14 protein-coding genes are annotated in these 15041 nt (G+C 59.0%); 5 read left to right on the top strand and 9 right to left on the bottom strand.

Annotated features, from left to right (window positions below):
* Window positions 1-142: 142 nt before the first annotated feature.
* Both B3Q33_RS08400 and B3Q33_RS08395 read left to right on the top strand, forming a co-directional pair.
* Entirely contained in the window at window positions 143-628 is a 486-nt protein-coding gene (locus tag B3Q33_RS08400; protein WP_035244975.1) for a phosphatidylglycerophosphatase A family protein, read from the top strand.
* Between the two features lie 187 nt (window positions 629-815).
* Window positions 816-2042, top strand: coding sequence for a GGDEF domain-containing protein (locus tag B3Q33_RS08395; protein ID WP_035244974.1), 1227 nt, complete (start codon window positions 816-818; stop codon window positions 2040-2042).
* 153 nt (window positions 2043-2195) lie between these two features.
* Here B3Q33_RS08395 and dxs read toward each other — a convergent pair whose 3' ends face one another.
* The 8 genes from dxs to dctP all read right to left on the bottom strand — a co-directional run bounded on the left by dxs (window position 2196) and on the right by dctP (window position 10444).
* Complete coding sequence (dxs, locus tag B3Q33_RS08390; protein ID WP_035244973.1) at window positions 2196-4112, bottom strand: 1-deoxy-D-xylulose-5-phosphate synthase; 1917 nt, start codon at window positions 4110-4112, stop codon at window positions 2196-2198.
* A 66-nt stretch (window positions 4113-4178) separates the two neighbouring features.
* A complete protein-coding gene (locus B3Q33_RS08385) occupies window positions 4179-5075 on the bottom strand; it encodes a polyprenyl synthetase family protein (protein WP_035244972.1) in 897 nt (298 codons plus the stop codon).
* Window positions 5065-5307 (bottom strand): exodeoxyribonuclease VII small subunit, encoded by a 243-nt coding sequence (locus tag B3Q33_RS08380; RefSeq protein WP_035244971.1) that lies wholly within the window; start codon window positions 5305-5307, stop codon window positions 5065-5067. Before B3Q33_RS08380 ends, B3Q33_RS08385 begins: the two co-directional genes overlap by 11 nt.
* Before the next feature lie 506 nt (window positions 5308-5813).
* Complete coding sequence (locus tag B3Q33_RS08375; protein ID WP_273009828.1) at window positions 5814-6881, bottom strand: porin; 1068 nt, start codon at window positions 6879-6881, stop codon at window positions 5814-5816.
* A gap of 28 nt (window positions 6882-6909) precedes the next feature.
* On the bottom strand, window positions 6910-7350 hold the full coding sequence (locus tag B3Q33_RS08370; RefSeq protein WP_035244968.1) for a universal stress protein: 441 nt from the start codon (window positions 7348-7350) through the stop codon (window positions 6910-6912).
* A gap of 36 nt (window positions 7351-7386) precedes the next feature.
* Window positions 7387-8670: a TRAP transporter large permease gene (locus B3Q33_RS08365; RefSeq protein WP_286827488.1), complete on the bottom strand. Its 1284-nt coding sequence runs from the start codon at window positions 8668-8670 to the stop codon at window positions 7387-7389.
* Window positions 8671-8676: 6 nt separating this feature from the next.
* Window positions 8677-9252: a TRAP transporter small permease gene (locus B3Q33_RS08360; protein WP_035244967.1), complete on the bottom strand. Its 576-nt coding sequence runs from the start codon at window positions 9250-9252 to the stop codon at window positions 8677-8679.
* Between the two features lie 181 nt (window positions 9253-9433).
* Complete coding sequence (gene dctP / locus B3Q33_RS08355; RefSeq protein ID WP_052042483.1) at window positions 9434-10444, bottom strand: TRAP transporter substrate-binding protein DctP; 1011 nt, start codon at window positions 10442-10444, stop codon at window positions 9434-9436.
* A 317-nt stretch (window positions 10445-10761) separates the two neighbouring features.
* Between dctP and B3Q33_RS08350 the strand changes: the two genes are divergently transcribed.
* Window positions 10762-11724, top strand: a complete 963-nt coding sequence (locus tag B3Q33_RS08350) for a tRNA dihydrouridine synthase (protein WP_272961573.1) — start codon at window positions 10762-10764, stop codon at window positions 11722-11724.
* Here the strand turns inward: B3Q33_RS08350 and B3Q33_RS08345 are convergent.
* Window positions 11672-12679 carry an MBL fold metallo-hydrolase gene (locus tag B3Q33_RS08345; protein WP_286827476.1) on the bottom strand — a complete coding sequence of 336 codons (1008 nt, stop codon included), beginning with the start codon at window positions 12677-12679 and terminating at the stop codon, window positions 11672-11674. The genes B3Q33_RS08350 and B3Q33_RS08345 overlap by 53 nt on opposite strands.
* Window positions 12680-12972: 293 nt before the next feature.
* On the opposite strand from B3Q33_RS08345, the gene B3Q33_RS08340 reads away from it, so the two are divergent.
* Window positions 12973-13230 carry a DUF4212 domain-containing protein gene (locus B3Q33_RS08340; protein ID WP_035244966.1) on the top strand — a complete coding sequence of 86 codons (258 nt, stop codon included), beginning with the start codon at window positions 12973-12975 and terminating at the stop codon, window positions 13228-13230.
* Between the two features lie 13 nt (window positions 13231-13243).
* Window positions 13244-15040 carry a sodium:solute symporter family protein gene (locus B3Q33_RS08335; protein WP_035244965.1) on the top strand — a complete coding sequence of 599 codons (1797 nt, stop codon included), beginning with the start codon at window positions 13244-13246 and terminating at the stop codon, window positions 15038-15040.
* Window position 15041 lies beyond the last annotated feature (1 nt).

Below are 15041 nucleotides of genomic sequence, written 5' to 3'. Positions count from 1 at the left end.
GCGGGCCTGCGACTGGCAGGCCAGGACGGAACAATAACGACGTTGCACGCCACTGGCTGGCAACATTTTTGAGTAACGCACACGGGCTTGTCGGCATGATGGGTGAAGCATGTTGCGTGTTGCGTAAAAGCGAGAGATGTCGATGGAACTGAAACGCCCGAAGATGACAAACCCGGTCCACTTTCTTGCCTTCGGCTTTGGCTCAGGCCTGGCGCCCATTGCGCCAGGGACTTTCGGCACGGTGGCGGCCATGCCGATCTGGTGGTTGTGTGCCCAGTTGCCGATGTGGGGCTATCTGCTGGTGACGGCGCTGGTGATCGCGGTGGGCCCGTTCCTGTGTGGGAAAACCTCCCACGACATGAATGTGCACGATCACCCTGGCATTGTCTGGGATGAAATCGCCGGTCTGTTGATCACCATGATTGCAGTGCCGGTGACCTGGTGGGGGGCGCTGGCCGGGTTTGTGGCTTTCCGGGTGTTCGACATTATCAAGCCCTGGCCCATCGGCTGGCTGGACCGTCGCGTGGAAGGCGGGCTGGGTATCATGGTGGACGACCTGCTGGCCGGGGTGTATGCGGCAGTGGTGGTACAGTTGCTGATTATTTTTCTGCCGCAGTGGTTTACCTGAGTAATCGCCAGGAAGCGTCGCCACTAGGGGCTGTGGCCACAGGGCTGTCCAAGAGGTTTGTTGCATTGATCTGAATTGCCCTAATATCGTTTTGTCACTACCGCTGGCACGAAAAGGATGGCGCCACGCCGGCTTAGCCCTTAGCCTGAATGGATAATAACTGATCAACCGCAGGCAGGGATTTGCCATGTCGGATACCGATCCCCGTTCCAGGCGGGTGGTGGTGCCGGGGGTGCGCTGGTTACGCTTTCCCCGGCGCCTGGAAACCGAATACCGTGAATATCAGTGCCGGGAAGCCGTGGAAGGTTTCCGGGTCAATGCCTTTTATATTCTTCTGCTTTATCTCCTCCTGATCACCGGTATCTATGCGTTGGCGCCGGAAGCGGTACGTGGCCGCTGGCTGGCCACCTATATCTGGGTGGGGGTTATCGTGCTGGTGGCCGGCGGCCTGGCCCAGGTGTCCGCCCTGAATCGTTATTTTCCCTGGTACGCGGGGCTGGGTAGCTTTCTGGCGGTGGCGGTGTCCATGGCCATTCCCGGTTTTATCGATGGGTCGGTTTCCGTCCAGCTGGCCCATGTGTCGGTGATCTATGCGTTGGTAATTGTCTATGCCATGGTGGGGCTGCGCTTCCCGGTGGCGGTAGCGGCCTGTTGGGGTGGCGGGTTGCTGGGCTGGTGGCTGTCTGAGCGCTTCGGTCACGGGGTGGACTGGCAGGTGGCTCACCGTACCTATACCGGGGTGAGTCTGCTGGGCATGTTCCTGTGCTATACCTCAGAAGTGCGAGATCGCCAGCTGTTTTTCAACCAGCGGCAATTGCTGCGCCAGCAGCAACGCACCCAGGCTCTGGCGGAACGGCTGCATCGGCTCAGTCGCGAGGACAGTCTTACCGGGCTTGCCAACCGGCGCTCCTTTGATGAGGCCCTGGATCGGGAATGGCGGCGCTGCCAGCGTGAGCAGCAACCGCTGACTATCATGCTGGTGGATGTGGACTGCTTCAAAGCCTACAACGACCATTACGGACACCTGCAGGGTGACCGCTGTCTGCAGCAGCTATCCAGTGAATTACGGCGTTACGGGCGGCGGGGCGGCGACGTGGTGGCGCGCTTCGGTGGTGAAGAATTCGTGTTGCTCTATCCCGGCATTGCGGACACCGAGGCACAACAACTGGCTTCCCGGATATGTCGCTCGATACGCGCTCTGGCAATGCCGCATTCCTGCAATCCCGACACCGGCGAAGTCACCGTCAGTGTGGGCGTAGCCGTATTGACCCCCGGCCCGAAACAGACCGCAAGGGCCTTGCTGGATGCGGCGGACCGTGCCCTGTACCAGGCGAAACAAAGTGGACGGGACACCTGGCGACTGTATGAGCCGCCACCCAGAGTGCGGCTGGTCAAGGATGACAAGGGGTTGTAGGGCTCACGCAGAATGCCTGCTGGGTGGGGCAGGTCCACCCACAAGATCTCAAACCCGATTTTCACCACAGAGGACACAGAGCTTTCAGAGAAAATCCCGAAAAGTTTTTCCTCAGTGAGCCCTGTGTCCTCTGTGGTAAAAACGGTTCGCTGTTCAGCGTGCTTCGCGCAGGCGTTGTTGTTCGCTGAGGCGGGTGCGGATTTGCGCCTCGATACCCTGGGCATCCAGTCCGGCCTCGGCCAGCAGCACATCCCGTTTGCCGTGGTGGATGAAGTGGTCCGGTAGAGCCAGGTTGAGCACATCCACCAGCAGGCCTTCCTCGTGAAGCAGTTCGTTCACCGCCGAGCCGGCGCCGCCCATACGCTGGTGGTCTTCCACGGTCACCAGCAGGGTGTGACTGGCGACAGCCTGGAGGATGGCGTCACGATCCAGCGGCTTCACCCAGCGCATATCCAGCACGGTGGCATTGAGGGCCTTGCCCGCTTCCTGCGCTGCCGGGGTGAGGGCGCCGAAAGCCAGGATCGCCACCTGCTGACCGTCACGGAGAGTACGCGCCTGGCCGATGGGCAGGGCTTCCATGGCCTTTTCAATTGCTACGCCGGGCCCGGTGCCGCGCGGGTAGCGCACCGCCGCCGGACCTTCGTGCTGGTAGGCGCTGTATAGTAACTGCCGACACTCGTTCTCGTCGGAGGGGGCGGCGATGATCATGTTGGGCACGGTGCGCAGGTAAGCCAGATCAAACACGCCGCCATGGGTGGCGCCGTCTTCGCCGACCAGGCCGGCCCGGTCCAGGCCGAAGGTCACATCCAGATCCTGCAGGGCCACGTCATGAATCAGCTGGTCGTAGCCGCGCTGCAGGAAGGTGGAGTAGATCGCCACCACCGGTTTCTGGTTTTCACAGGCCAGGCCACCGGCCAGGGTCACCGCGTGCTGTTCACAGATGGCCACGTCATGGAAGCGATCCGGGAAGCGCTGGCTGAACTCCACCATGCCGGAGCCTTCGCACATGGCCGGGGTAATGCCCACCAGGCGCTTATCCTGCTCGGCCATGTCGCACAGCCACTGGCCAAAGATGTCCTGATACTTGGGTTTCTTAGGCTGGCTGGGGACAGCCACCTGTACCTTGGGTTTGGGCTCGATCTTGTTGATGGCGTGGTAGCCCACCGGGTCCGCTTCGGCGGGGGCGAAGCCCTTGCCCTTGGTGGTGTAGACATGCAGTAACTGCGGGCCTTCCAGGGCACGCATGTTGCCCAGGGTGCGCACCAGCTCGTCCACATTGTGGCCGTCGATGGGGCCGATGTAGTTGAAGCCGATGGCCTCGAACAGCATGTCCGGGCTCACCATGTTTTTCATGCTTTCTTCAGTGCGGCGGATAAAATCCCAGGCTGCCGGCATGGTGGAGAGCACCTTCTTGCCGCCTTCGCGCAGGGCGATATAGCTCTTGCTGGCCCAGATGCGCGCGAAGTAGTTGGACAGGCCACCCACGTTGTGGGAAATCGACATGTTGTTGTCGTTGAGAATCACCAGCAAGTTGGAGCGGGTGTGGGCGGCGTGGCTCATGGCCTCGAAGGCCTGGCCGGCGGTCATGGCGCCGTCGCCGATGATGGCCACCGCACGCCGGTCACTGCCTGCCATTTCCGCGCCCAGGGCCATGCCCAGGGCCGCGCTGATGGACGTGGACGAGTGGCCTACACCGAAGGTGTCGTACTCGGACTCGCTGCGCTTGGGAAATCCGGACAGGCCATCCTGCTGGCGGATACTGGTGATGCCTTCACGGCGGCCGGTGAGAATCTTGTGCGGGTAGCACTGGTGGCCCACATCCCACACCAGCCGGTCGTCAGGGGTGTTGTACAGATAGTGGAGAGCTACGGTCAGCTCCACCACACCCAGACCGGCGCCGAAGTGGCCACCACATTGGCCCACTGCGTAGAGCAGGTATTCACGCAGTTCGTCCACCACCTGTTCCAGCCGGGTGGCTGGCAGCCTTCGTAACTCGGCGGGACTGGTCAGCATGTCCAGCAGCGGAGTGGCCGGGCGAGTCAGCGGGATTTGCGTAAATGTCTTGGGCATAGAGGTATGCAGCCTGAAATGCACGGCGAAATGAGACCCTAGTATACCTTCAGCAGGCGTCAGGCGTCAGTGATCGCGGGAGATGATGTATTGCGCCAATTGTTGCAGTGGTTGGGCGCGTTCTCCGTAGTCCGCCAGGGTCTGTTGGGCCTGTTGGCAGAGCTCCCGGGCCCGCTGTTGGCTCTGCTCCAGGCCTAGCAAGGAAGGGAAGGTGCTTTTCTGCAGTTTCTGGTCGGAGCCGGAGGGTTTGCCCAGCTGTTCGGTGCCGGCGGTGATATCGAGAATATCGTCCTGTATCTGGAAGGCCAGGCCGATGGCATCGCCAAACCGGTTCAGGTCGTTGATCAGCGCAGTGGCATCCACTTCCGCGGCGAAATAGCCCAGTTGCAGGCTGGCAGTGATCAGCCGGCCGGTCTTCAGATAATGCATTTCTTCCAGTGCCGCGACAGTCTGCTGCTGGCCCTGGGCGAGCATGTCCTGCATCTGCCCGGCGGCCATGCCGTCCACGCCGGCGGCCAGGCAAAGGTGCTGGATCATGGCGATGCGGGTTTCTGCGCGGTAATGGCCGCTGTTGGCGAGCAATTCGAAAGCACGGGTATGCAGGGTGTCGCCGGCCAAGATAGCGGTGGCCTCGTCGAAAGCCTTGTGGCAGGTGGGCTGGCCCCGGCGCAGGTCGTCATCATCCATGGCGGGCAGGTCGTCGTGGACCAGCGAATAGGCATGAATCAGTTCCACGGCGGCGGCGGGCACATCGGCTTTGGCCGGTTCGGCCCCGGCCAGCTGGGCGGCACCGTAAACCAGCAGTGGGCGGATACGCTTGCCGCCGCTGAGGGCCGCATAGCGCATGGCCTGGCTCAGTCGTGGTGCGGCACTGGCGGCGGGCACGAAGGTGGCCAGTGCCTGCTCCAGACGGGCCCGGCTGGTCTCGCCGAGCTGGTCCAGGGCGGGGAAGTTACTGGCCATTGTCTTCACCGGCAAAAGGAGCCGGCTCGGCGTCAGTGTTCTGCTCCAGCAGAATACGTACCTTCTGCTCGGCCTGTTGCAGGGCCTGTTGGCACTCCCGGGAAAGGCGAACCCCTTCTTCAAAGGCTTTCAGGGACTCTTCCAGGGTCAGGTCACCAGATTCCATCCGTTCCACCAGGGATTCCAGATTGTCCAGTGAGGTTTCCAGCGCGGGGGCTGCCTGCTTTGCCATGTGTTTCTCCTAGCCTGAGTATGTCACCAAAACGCGCTAAACCATGCACAGGTGTGATGATAGCAGTCGGAAAGGCGATTTGGGCGGTCTGGGCCGGTGTATTTGGCGGGAACAGTAATGCACAGGCGGTGGTGAATCAATTGCTATCTGACCGTCTGTGGGGCCTTGAGGCGCCATTGTTCGATTTTTTTGATGGGTCGCAAGTGGCTGATAATGAAAGGGTAAAAATGGGCTTTTAGAAGCCGGGGAGAATTGATTCCAAATGGTTCTAAACAGGGGGTTCCGGTGCTGGCGGTGGCCTGCTTATAGTGAAAGGCCCACCGGGGGTCGCAGGCAGCTTCTTCCTCTGATCTCCTAAGCTATGGCGTTTAGTCTGCGTCCCCGGCGGGGATCCTATCGACGCGGCAACAACGCGAAAGGCTCAAGGGTTAAATAACGAAACAGGCCGCGCCCTGGCTGGGCGCGGCCTGTTTCGTTTCAAGCTGCACTAAGCCGTACTGTCGCCTTCAGAAATCGTAGCGCAGCCCCACAGTGAAGACCTGTCCGTCACTTTGTACCTGGTAGCCAGCCAGCGGGTTGAAGCTGTCCGAGTTGGGGGTGTAGATGGCGTAGCCCAGCTCCTCATAGAAGTATTCGGCGAAGAACTTGAGCGCCTCGGTATGCTGGTAGTCTACGCCCACATGGGCGGAATCCCCCTGAAAAAAAGCTTCGGCTTCTCCGTCGCTCTCTTCCCCCTGGGCGTACATGGCCTTGAAGGTGTACTTGTTCCAAGTGTAGGAGCCATACAGGTTGTAGGTGACGGGATCCTCATCCACGGTGACGCTGCTGTGGGAAAGCAGTTGTTCCACCTTGGCCGCAAAACGCCAAGGCCCGGTGGTGTAGGTGGCTGAGGCGCCGACCTGATCCGGGCGGTCACCGGAGTCCTGTTCGGTGTCCTGATAGGCCGCCGCCAGGGTCAGGTTGTCCACTGACCAGGACAAGGCATATTGCATGGTATCCAGATAGCTGGTGCCGGCTTCGTCAGTCATGTCCACCCCGGATACCGTGGCGGTGATCCCGGCCATACTCGGCGAGGTATAGGTCAGGGCGTCGCGGCGGAAGGCGGCCTGGGTGGCATAACCGGAGTAGAACGAACTGAAAAAATCCACCGGGTAGGCCACGTTGTTGTAGTAAACCAGCCACTGGGTGCCCACCGTCACGCTGCCGAACTGATCATGAGCCGCAGAAATCGTCGCCACCCGGGGCATGCTGTTGTTGTCTTCTTTATAGAGTTCATGAAAGAAGGTCGGGTCCTCGGCGCGCAGTCGGGCAGAGTTGATCGGAAATTCCAGCGTTGCAGTGATATCCACGTTGTCGAAGTCGTTATAGCTGGCGTTGACGCCGAGCCGCGAATAGGCGTCGCGCAGGCCGGTGTAGGAGTCGTCCTCTCCGGGTTGAGCTTCATCCACGGAAACCGCTTCCGTCTGGATGCGTAATGAACCGTAGGGGGTCACGGTCAGTTCCGCATTGGCAGGCAGGGCAGCCATGCCGCTGATTAGCGCCGCGCTGAGCGGCAGAGTGTATGGGTATTTCATCCTTGAGCTCCCTTCTTTCGTTTTAAATTCAGACAATCAGTACCGGGCAGTGCGACAGGCTGGCGACCCGCTGGGAGACACTGCCCAGAAAGTAGCCGTCCACATCGCCACTGGTACCCCGTGAACCCATCACGATCAGGTCCACGTTGTTGTCCTTGGCAAAACGGATAATGGCCCGGGAAGGTCTGCCTCCCTTGACGAAGGCCCGCACCTGTTCGGCGCCGGCGTCGGAGGCCAACTGTTTTGCCTGCTCTGCAACGGAAGAGGCATATTCCTTCAGCGCTTCATCCGGTAGCTGCACATCGTTGGGGCGAACCATGGACAGGGACGCCTCGAACAGACTGTGGTGTTTGAAAACGCAGAGCAGATACAGCTCGGCATCGTTGTCCTGCTGAAGCTTGGCAGCATGATCCAGTGCCTTGAGCGAGCCCTGGGAGCCATCCACGGGAACCAGAATCCTTTGGTACATAACTGCCTCCTTGCGGGGAGTTATTCCTCGCTCCAGTTAGTTGAAGACCAGATCTCGCAGGGACAAGGCGATCTGTGGAAACACGATAACCAGCAGCGTGGCTAGCAGAAGCATGATGACGAAAGGTGGGGTGCCTCGTATCACCTCCCAGTACGGGCGTTTGAAAATGGCGATGGCAGTAAAGATGTCACAACCAAAGGGTGGCGTAGCCGAGCCGACCGCCACCATCATGGTGATCAGGATCCCCACATGCACCGGGTCAAGACCGGCAGAGGCGACCGCTGGCGCGAAAATGGGGGTGAGCACCAGGATTACCACGATGGGATCCACAAACATGCAGGCAATAAAGAACGCCACGGCAATGGCCATCAGTACGCCGAAAGGTCCGGCTTCATTGATGCCCACGGCTCCGAGCAAGGTCTGCGGAATCTGGGCAAAGGAGATAATCCAGGAGAAGCCGTTGCCGACTGCCACCAGAATAAATACCACCGCGGTGATCAGGCCGGTGGACTTGGCAATGGCATAGATATCCATGGCCTTGAGTGACCGGAAAATCACGAACTCCAGAATGACCGCATACAGCACACAAGCTGCGGCCGCTTCCGTCGGGCTGAAAATGCCGCCGTAGATGCCGCCGACAATGATGACGGGAAAGCCCAGTGGCCAGAGTGCTTTTCGCACCGAGGAAAAACGCTCATTCCAGCTGGCCTTGGGTTCGGTGGGCACCTTCTGGATATGGGCGTAGGCGACACAGTAGGCGGAAAACATCAGCAGGATAAGTAAGCCGGGGCCGATGCCAGCAATAAACAGTTCGGCAATGGAGGTGCCGGTAATCACCCCGTAAATAATCATGCCGATGCTGGGCGGAATCAGAAAAGCGATATCGCTGGCGTTAATGATCAGCGCCAGAGTAAAGGAATCCTTGTAACCGGATTCCAGCATGCGCGGGCGCAGCGGCGAGCCAACGGCCACCACGGTGGCCTGGGTGGAGCCGGACACCGCCCCGAACAGGGTGCATGAGGCAGCGGTACTGACCGCCAGGCCACCTTTGATATGGCCGATAAAGGCCATCACCATGTTGACCAGCCGATTGGCAGACTGGCCACGAGTCATGATATCTGCAGCTAGAATAAACATGGGAACCGCTATCAGGGCGGTAGGGCGAATGCCGGCGAGCATTTGCTGAATAAAGAAGTCCATGCGGTCGAAACCGTCGAACATCATCACGAAGCCGACCACGGCGCCGACAATCAGCGGTACCATCATCGGAAACCCGAACAGCAAAAGCACCAACATGACGAGAAACATGATCCAGGCCATCATCCGTCAGATCTCCGTTTCCTGTTCGTCGTAACCATCGAGCACAGTGGTGGACAGATACACGTCCCGGGAGAAAATATTCTTTATCCCGGCCATGAAGTACTGAATGCCTGTGACGGTGAGCCCCACCGGCACCCATAGATAAATCAGATAAATCGGGAAGCCCAGAGTGGGCAGTACCCGGCCGCTGCTGTACACCGAGTAGATATAGCTGATCGAATACCAGCAAAGGAAAAACATGATCACGGAGGTGACGAAACTGATCAGAATCATCATCCACCTTCGGACCGAAGTCGGGAACACATCATAGATGGCGGACATGCGTATATGTCGGCCATGTCGGGCGGCATAGCCCAGCCCGGCAAAGGTGATCATGACAATCAGGATGCGGTTGAGTTCTTCGGAGAAGTGCAGACTTTCGCCAAGAATGAAACGGCCTACCACGTTTGCCACCGTGTTGATGGCCATGAGTAGGACGCCGGTAGCGAGAATAACGGCTTCGACTTTGGCGATGCCGTTGTCGAGGGTGCCGAGAAAGCCTGGCAGGGTGGACTTCTGCGGTGATGGCGCCCCATCGTTCATGATAGCGTCCTTCTGCGATTGCCGGTTGAGCGGATCATCCTGATCCGCGCCCCCGGCTTGTGGTGATTCTGGTGTTGCCGGGGAACCCCGTGGAATCCTGTACTGCTATTCAGGGTTCCGGAATTGATTAGTCGCCGGGAACCGACCGCAGAGCTGTTCGGCCCCGGCGTGGTATTGCCTGTTATTCGTTTTCGATGGCTTCAAGGTCAGCCTTGAACTGCTCAAGCAGTTCGGCGCCGCTTTCGCCGGTCATTTCCACGAAACGGTTTTCCACCTGCGGAGCCCGCTCCCGGAATGCCTGACGCTGTTCTTTGGTCAGGCGGGTCACGGTCACCTCGTCACTGTCCTCAAGAATCTTGTCGAGCATTTTTTCACCAAGACCGGGCACGTAGCCTGCAATATGTTCAAAGGCGTGATCAGTGGCATTGCGAACCAGTTCTTTATCTTCTTCAGACAAGCCGTTGAAGAATTCCTGGTTGGCCATCATGGCCGTGGTGAACTGGTTATGGCCGGTGAAAATCAGGTTTGGCGATACTTCGTAGAGTCCGCCGGACTGGATCCAGAAAATGGGATTTTCCTGCCCCTGAATGATATTGGTCTGCAGGGCACCGTACACTTCGCCCCAGGGCAGGGGAGTCGGGGTGGCACCGAATGCCTGGTAGGTTTCGGAAAGCAGCGGATTGGTCATGGTGCGAATATTTTTGCCCTGGAAACCTTCCGGTGACGTCACCGGTTCATCGGCGGTTATCACCACTTCCCCTTCCGGGTACATGGTCAGCAGTTCCAGGCCCTGTTCAGCGTAGAGCTTGGGGAACATCTCGTTGATGGCTTTGCTTTCCTCAAAGAAGGTAACCACTTTTTCGGATTCCACCGGCAGCAGGTAAGGAATGAAGAAAATCTGTGCCTCGGGGATCAGGGAACCGGTAAAGCCCGGTGACTGGTTGACGAACTGCAGCACGCCGGCCTGGGTCAGTTCCATGATGTCATCGGATTCACCCAGCTCACCAAAGCGGTGAATCTGTAACGTGTGTGCCGAGTTGTCTTCGATGTATTCCTTGAATTTGTGTGCGAAAACATCCTGCACATCACCTTCGTATTCTTCGTGGGCATAGCGCCAGTTCTGTCCCTGTGCTTCGGCGCTGGCGGCGGGCTCTTCAGCGTTATCGCTACATGCTGCCAGTGACGCCATCATCACTGTGGCCGCGGCGGCGCCTGCTAGTGATCGAATGGTCATTGTGTACCCTCATGTCTGGTTGACGGTGAAACAATGCCCGCAAAATCTTCCATTTTTCACGAACATTGAGGTTCACCTTGGCAAAGGAAAACCGGAAGTGCAAGAAACCGGGTCCCGTTTGTGTCAGGAATATCACCTGTTTTGTGGACCGGTGCGGAGTGTGCCGAAGTGCGTCTTTTTGCGGTTTCTGGTGTAGTCGGGCTGTCGAGGAGTGCTGATGCGCTGCGGGTTTCTACGGTAAAACACCAGGGGAGCTGGTGACGCTTTCTGTTAGAATCCGCGCCATGAAACTGATCCTTGCCCCCATGGAGGGCCTGGCGGACTTCTGGGTTCGCCAGGCCCTCACCGACGTGGGCCGTTATGACTGGTGTGTCAGCGAGTTTGTCCGTGTCAGCGGCCAGCTGTTGCCGCCCCGTGTCTTCTATCGCTGGTGTCCGGAGCTGAAACAGGGCTCCCGTACCCGGGCGGGAATTCCTGTGCACGTTCAATTGTTGGGCTCGGACCCTGCCTGCATGGCGGAGAATGCGGCCCGGGCGGTGGAACTGGGCGCGCCGGCCATCGATCTGAATTTCGGTTGCCCGGCAAAAACCGTCAATCGCCATCGTGGCGGGGCTGTGCTGCTTGATGAGCCGGACGTGGTGCATACGGTCACGGCGGCAGTGCGCCGGGCGGTGCCGTCATCCATTACCGTGTCGGTGAAGATGCGCCTGGGAAATGAAGAGGATGCGCTGGCGGTGGATAATGCCCGGGCGGTGGAAGCGGCGGGGGCTGCCTGGCTGACGGTTCATGGTCGCACCAAGCGGCAGGGTTACCGGCCGCCGGCCTACTGGGACCGCATCAGCCATATCCGTGAGGCCATATCGCTGCCGGTGATTGCCAACGGGGAAATCTGGACCCCGGAAGACGCCCGCCGTTGCCAGCATGAAAGTGGATGCCAGGATTTGATGCTGGGTCGCGGTGCGGTGGCTGATCCCTGGTTGGTCAATGCGCTACGTGATGAAGGTCGCGCCACTCGCTGGGAGGATATCCCGCCAGTGCTGAGCCGGTTTCTGGCCGATGTGATCGGCACCGGCACCGATGCCCAGGTAGCGGGGCGGGTCAAGCAGTGGCTCAGCTATCTGCGTCGTCAATGGCCCCAGGCCGGTGTGCTGTTGGAGCAGATCAAGCGTGAATCTGATCCTCAGGCTATGGCGCCGTTTCTGGCGGCGCCGATGTCGGGCCAGGCGGCGTCAGAGTAAAGCGCTGGAACGGCGGCAACACAAAAAAATCACCGTCGTGACGGTCGGCCATGGCCCGGAATGAGGCATCCAGATTGTCCAGTGCCCATGGCAATGGCGCCACGTCGTCACGAAGTTCTGCGAAAAAATCATCCCAATGCACCGGTATCACCGTGTGCGCCCCCACCGCCCGGGCGGTTTCCTCCATGAAGGCTTGCTGATAGGCCTCGCTTTGCTTGCCAAGGCTGGCGCTGGCCAGCAATGCATAATCGGCCTGGTAACGGTCCAGTTCGCCGGGCTGCATGCCGGCGCTACCCTGAATAAGCAGGCTGCCGGCCGGGTGGCTGATCACCAGCCCGTAGCTGGTGCCTTCTTCCCAGGCGCCCAGTGGCGCCGGTGGCGTTACCGGTTCGGTAATTTCCCCCTTGCCGGTCCAGTTTTCGATGGCTGCCGGCAAGGGCACGTGGCCGGCGGGTACAAAGTAGAGCGTGAAATCGCCGAACCGGTAGGGGTGGTGAGTCTGTACCGTGGTGATGCGTGCTTCCGGCAAGCCGCCACCGCGGCCCACCATGGCAGTGGACGCGGACCCTAGCAGCTGAGCGCCAGTACGCTGCGCCACCATGGGCGAATCCATGGCATGGTCGAAATGGGAATGCAGTACCGGGATGGCATCCAGCTCGCTGATGTTGGCCTGTTTCAGGACATTATCGATACGCTGCTGATTGGGCTCGATCATGCCAAAAAGCTGGGGGATGCTGACCCGGGAAAAGTAGCCGTCGGTAAGCAAGTGGGTGTTGCCGTCGCTGACCAGCACGGTGCTGGTGCCAAGAAAGGTAAGGGTAACCTCGCCGGGCTGGGCCTGAGGCTGAGCCTGGGCAACGGGCCAGTGATCCCGTGAGGGGGATAACTGGAATGACACAGTGATAGCAACAGCCGCTACCAAAAGGGCGCCGATCATCCATCGCGCAATTTTCATGGGACATCCAATGTTGTTCTGTGGGCAGGCCGTTCCGGGCCTGGGGACGCATTTTAACGGAAAACCTGCATTCTGACAGGGAATCTACTGCAATAGACTGTGCTCTTTCGCAAAGTCGACACGATGCTGGCGGGTTTTCTGTCAGTCATATCGTTGCCCATCCCGTCCGCCCTCTCTGCCGGGGCTTCGACTAAAGTCATACTGTGCCGCCGGTGCCCTTTGGCTAGTCTTGATAGCGAGCCTATCCCGATTTGTGGATAGCCCGTTACAACGAGGACGCAGAGGGACGAGTAATGAAAGAAGAAAATGCCCGCGCCTATTGGGCTGCCAACCTGCGATTGATTCTGACCTACCTGGCTATCTGGTTCGCGGTTTCCTATGGCTGCGGAATCCTGCTGGTGGATGAACTCAATCATATTCAGTTTTTCGGATTCAAACTGGGTTTCTGGTTTGCGCAGCAAGGGGCCATCTATGTGTTCCTGGTGCTGATCATCATGTATGCGCGATCCATGAACAAGCTGGATCGTAAATTCGACGTCCACGAAGACTGAGAGGGGTAAGATTATGGATGTTCAAACACTCACCTATCTCTTTGTGGGCGGTTCCTTTGCGCTCTACATCGGGATTGCGATCTGGTCACGAGCCGGGTCGACCAAAGACTTTTACGTGGCTGGTGGCGGTGTGTCTCCCATCGCCAACGGCGCGGCGACGGCGGCGGACTGGATGTCCGCAGCCTCTTTTATTTCCATGGCGGGGATTATTGCCTACTCCGGTTACGATGCCTCGGTTTACCTGATGGGGTGGACGGGGGGCTATGTGTTGCTGGCGATGTTGCTGGCACCCTATCTTCGCAAGTTTGGCAAGTTTACGGTGCCCGATTTTATCGGTGACCGTTACTACTCGAACGTAGCGAGGACCGTGGCCGTGATCTGCGTGATCTTTGTGTCCTTTACCTACGTGGCCGGGCAGATGCGTGGCACCGGTATTGTGTTTGCCCGTTTCCTGGAAGTGAATGTGAATACCGGTGTGGTTATCGGTATGGGCATCGTGTTCTTCTATGCGGTACTTGGCGGCATGAAAGGGATTACCTATACCCAGGTGGCTCAGTATTGCGTGCTTATCTTTGCCTTCCTGGTGCCGGCAGTCTTCCTGTCCATCATGATGACCGGTCATGTGCTGCCGCAAACCGGTTTCGGTGCCACCGTGCTGGATGCGGCAGGTAATGATTCCGGGGTCTATCTGCTCAATAAACTGGATCAGGTGGTGACGGACCTGGGCTTTACTGAATATACCGATGGCTCAAAATCCACCATTGATGTGTTCTTTATCGCCGCTGCGCTGATGTGTGGTACTGCCGGTCTACCCCACGTGATCGTTCGTTTCTTCACCGTGCCGCGCGTGAAGGATGCTCGCATCAGTGCTGGCTGGGCGCTGTTCTTTATTGCCCTGCTGTACACCTCCGCTCCTGCGGTGGGTGCCTTTGCCCGACTCAACCTGATCGATACGGTTCACCAGACCCAGTATGAAAAACTGCCTGACTGGTTCTATAACTGGGAAAACTCCGGTCTGATCGGTTGGGTGGACAAGAATGGTGACGGTGCGGTGCAAATGAGTGCCGGCGCTCCCTTCGAAGGCAAGCCTACCTTTGCGGGCACCCGTGCCGAAGTCCAGGGCAGCTATGGCGAGCGGGTTCTGACCAATACGCCCACCGACAACGATGCCGAGGTATATATCGACCGTGACATCATCGTGCTGGCCAACCCGGAAATCGGCAATCTGCCGGCCTGGGTGATCGCGCTGGTCGCGGCCGGTGGGGTAGCGGCAGCATTGTCCACGGCGGCAGGGCTGTTGCTGGTGATTTCCAGTGCCATTTCCCACGACTTGTTGAAGAAGACCCTGAAGCCGGATATCACAGAGAAGCAGGAATTGCTGGCGGCTCGGGGGGCGGCAGTGGTGGCGATCTGTATCGCTGGCTACTTCGGTATCAACCCGCCTGGCTTTGTGGCGCAGGTGGTGGCGTTCGCCTTCGGTCTGGCAGCGGCGAGCTTCTTCCCGGTCATCCTCATGGGCATCTTCTACAAGCGCATGAACAAGGAAGGGGCCATCGCTGGCATGCTCACCGGGTTGGCCTTTACCTTCTGCTACATCGTCTTCTTCAAGTTCGTGTCTCCGGAGCTGAACAGCGCCGAGCACTGGCTGCTGGGCGTGTCTCCTGAAGGTATCGGTACCGTTGGCATGCTGCTCAACTTCGCCGTGGCCTTCACCGTATCCCGGTTTACCGCCCCGCCACCGGATCATATCCAGCATATCGTGGAAGATATCCGTGTTCCGCGAGGTGCCGGGGAAGCTGTGGCGCACTAAA

Source organism: Alcanivorax sp. UBA3183, assembly GCF_002364155.1.
In the GTDB taxonomy this organism is placed as follows: Bacteria; Pseudomonadota; Gammaproteobacteria; order Pseudomonadales; family Alcanivoracaceae; genus Alcanivorax; species Alcanivorax jadensis.
The sequence above is the reverse complement of the archived record's forward strand: the minus strand, read 5'-3'. Positions and strand labels throughout refer to the sequence as shown.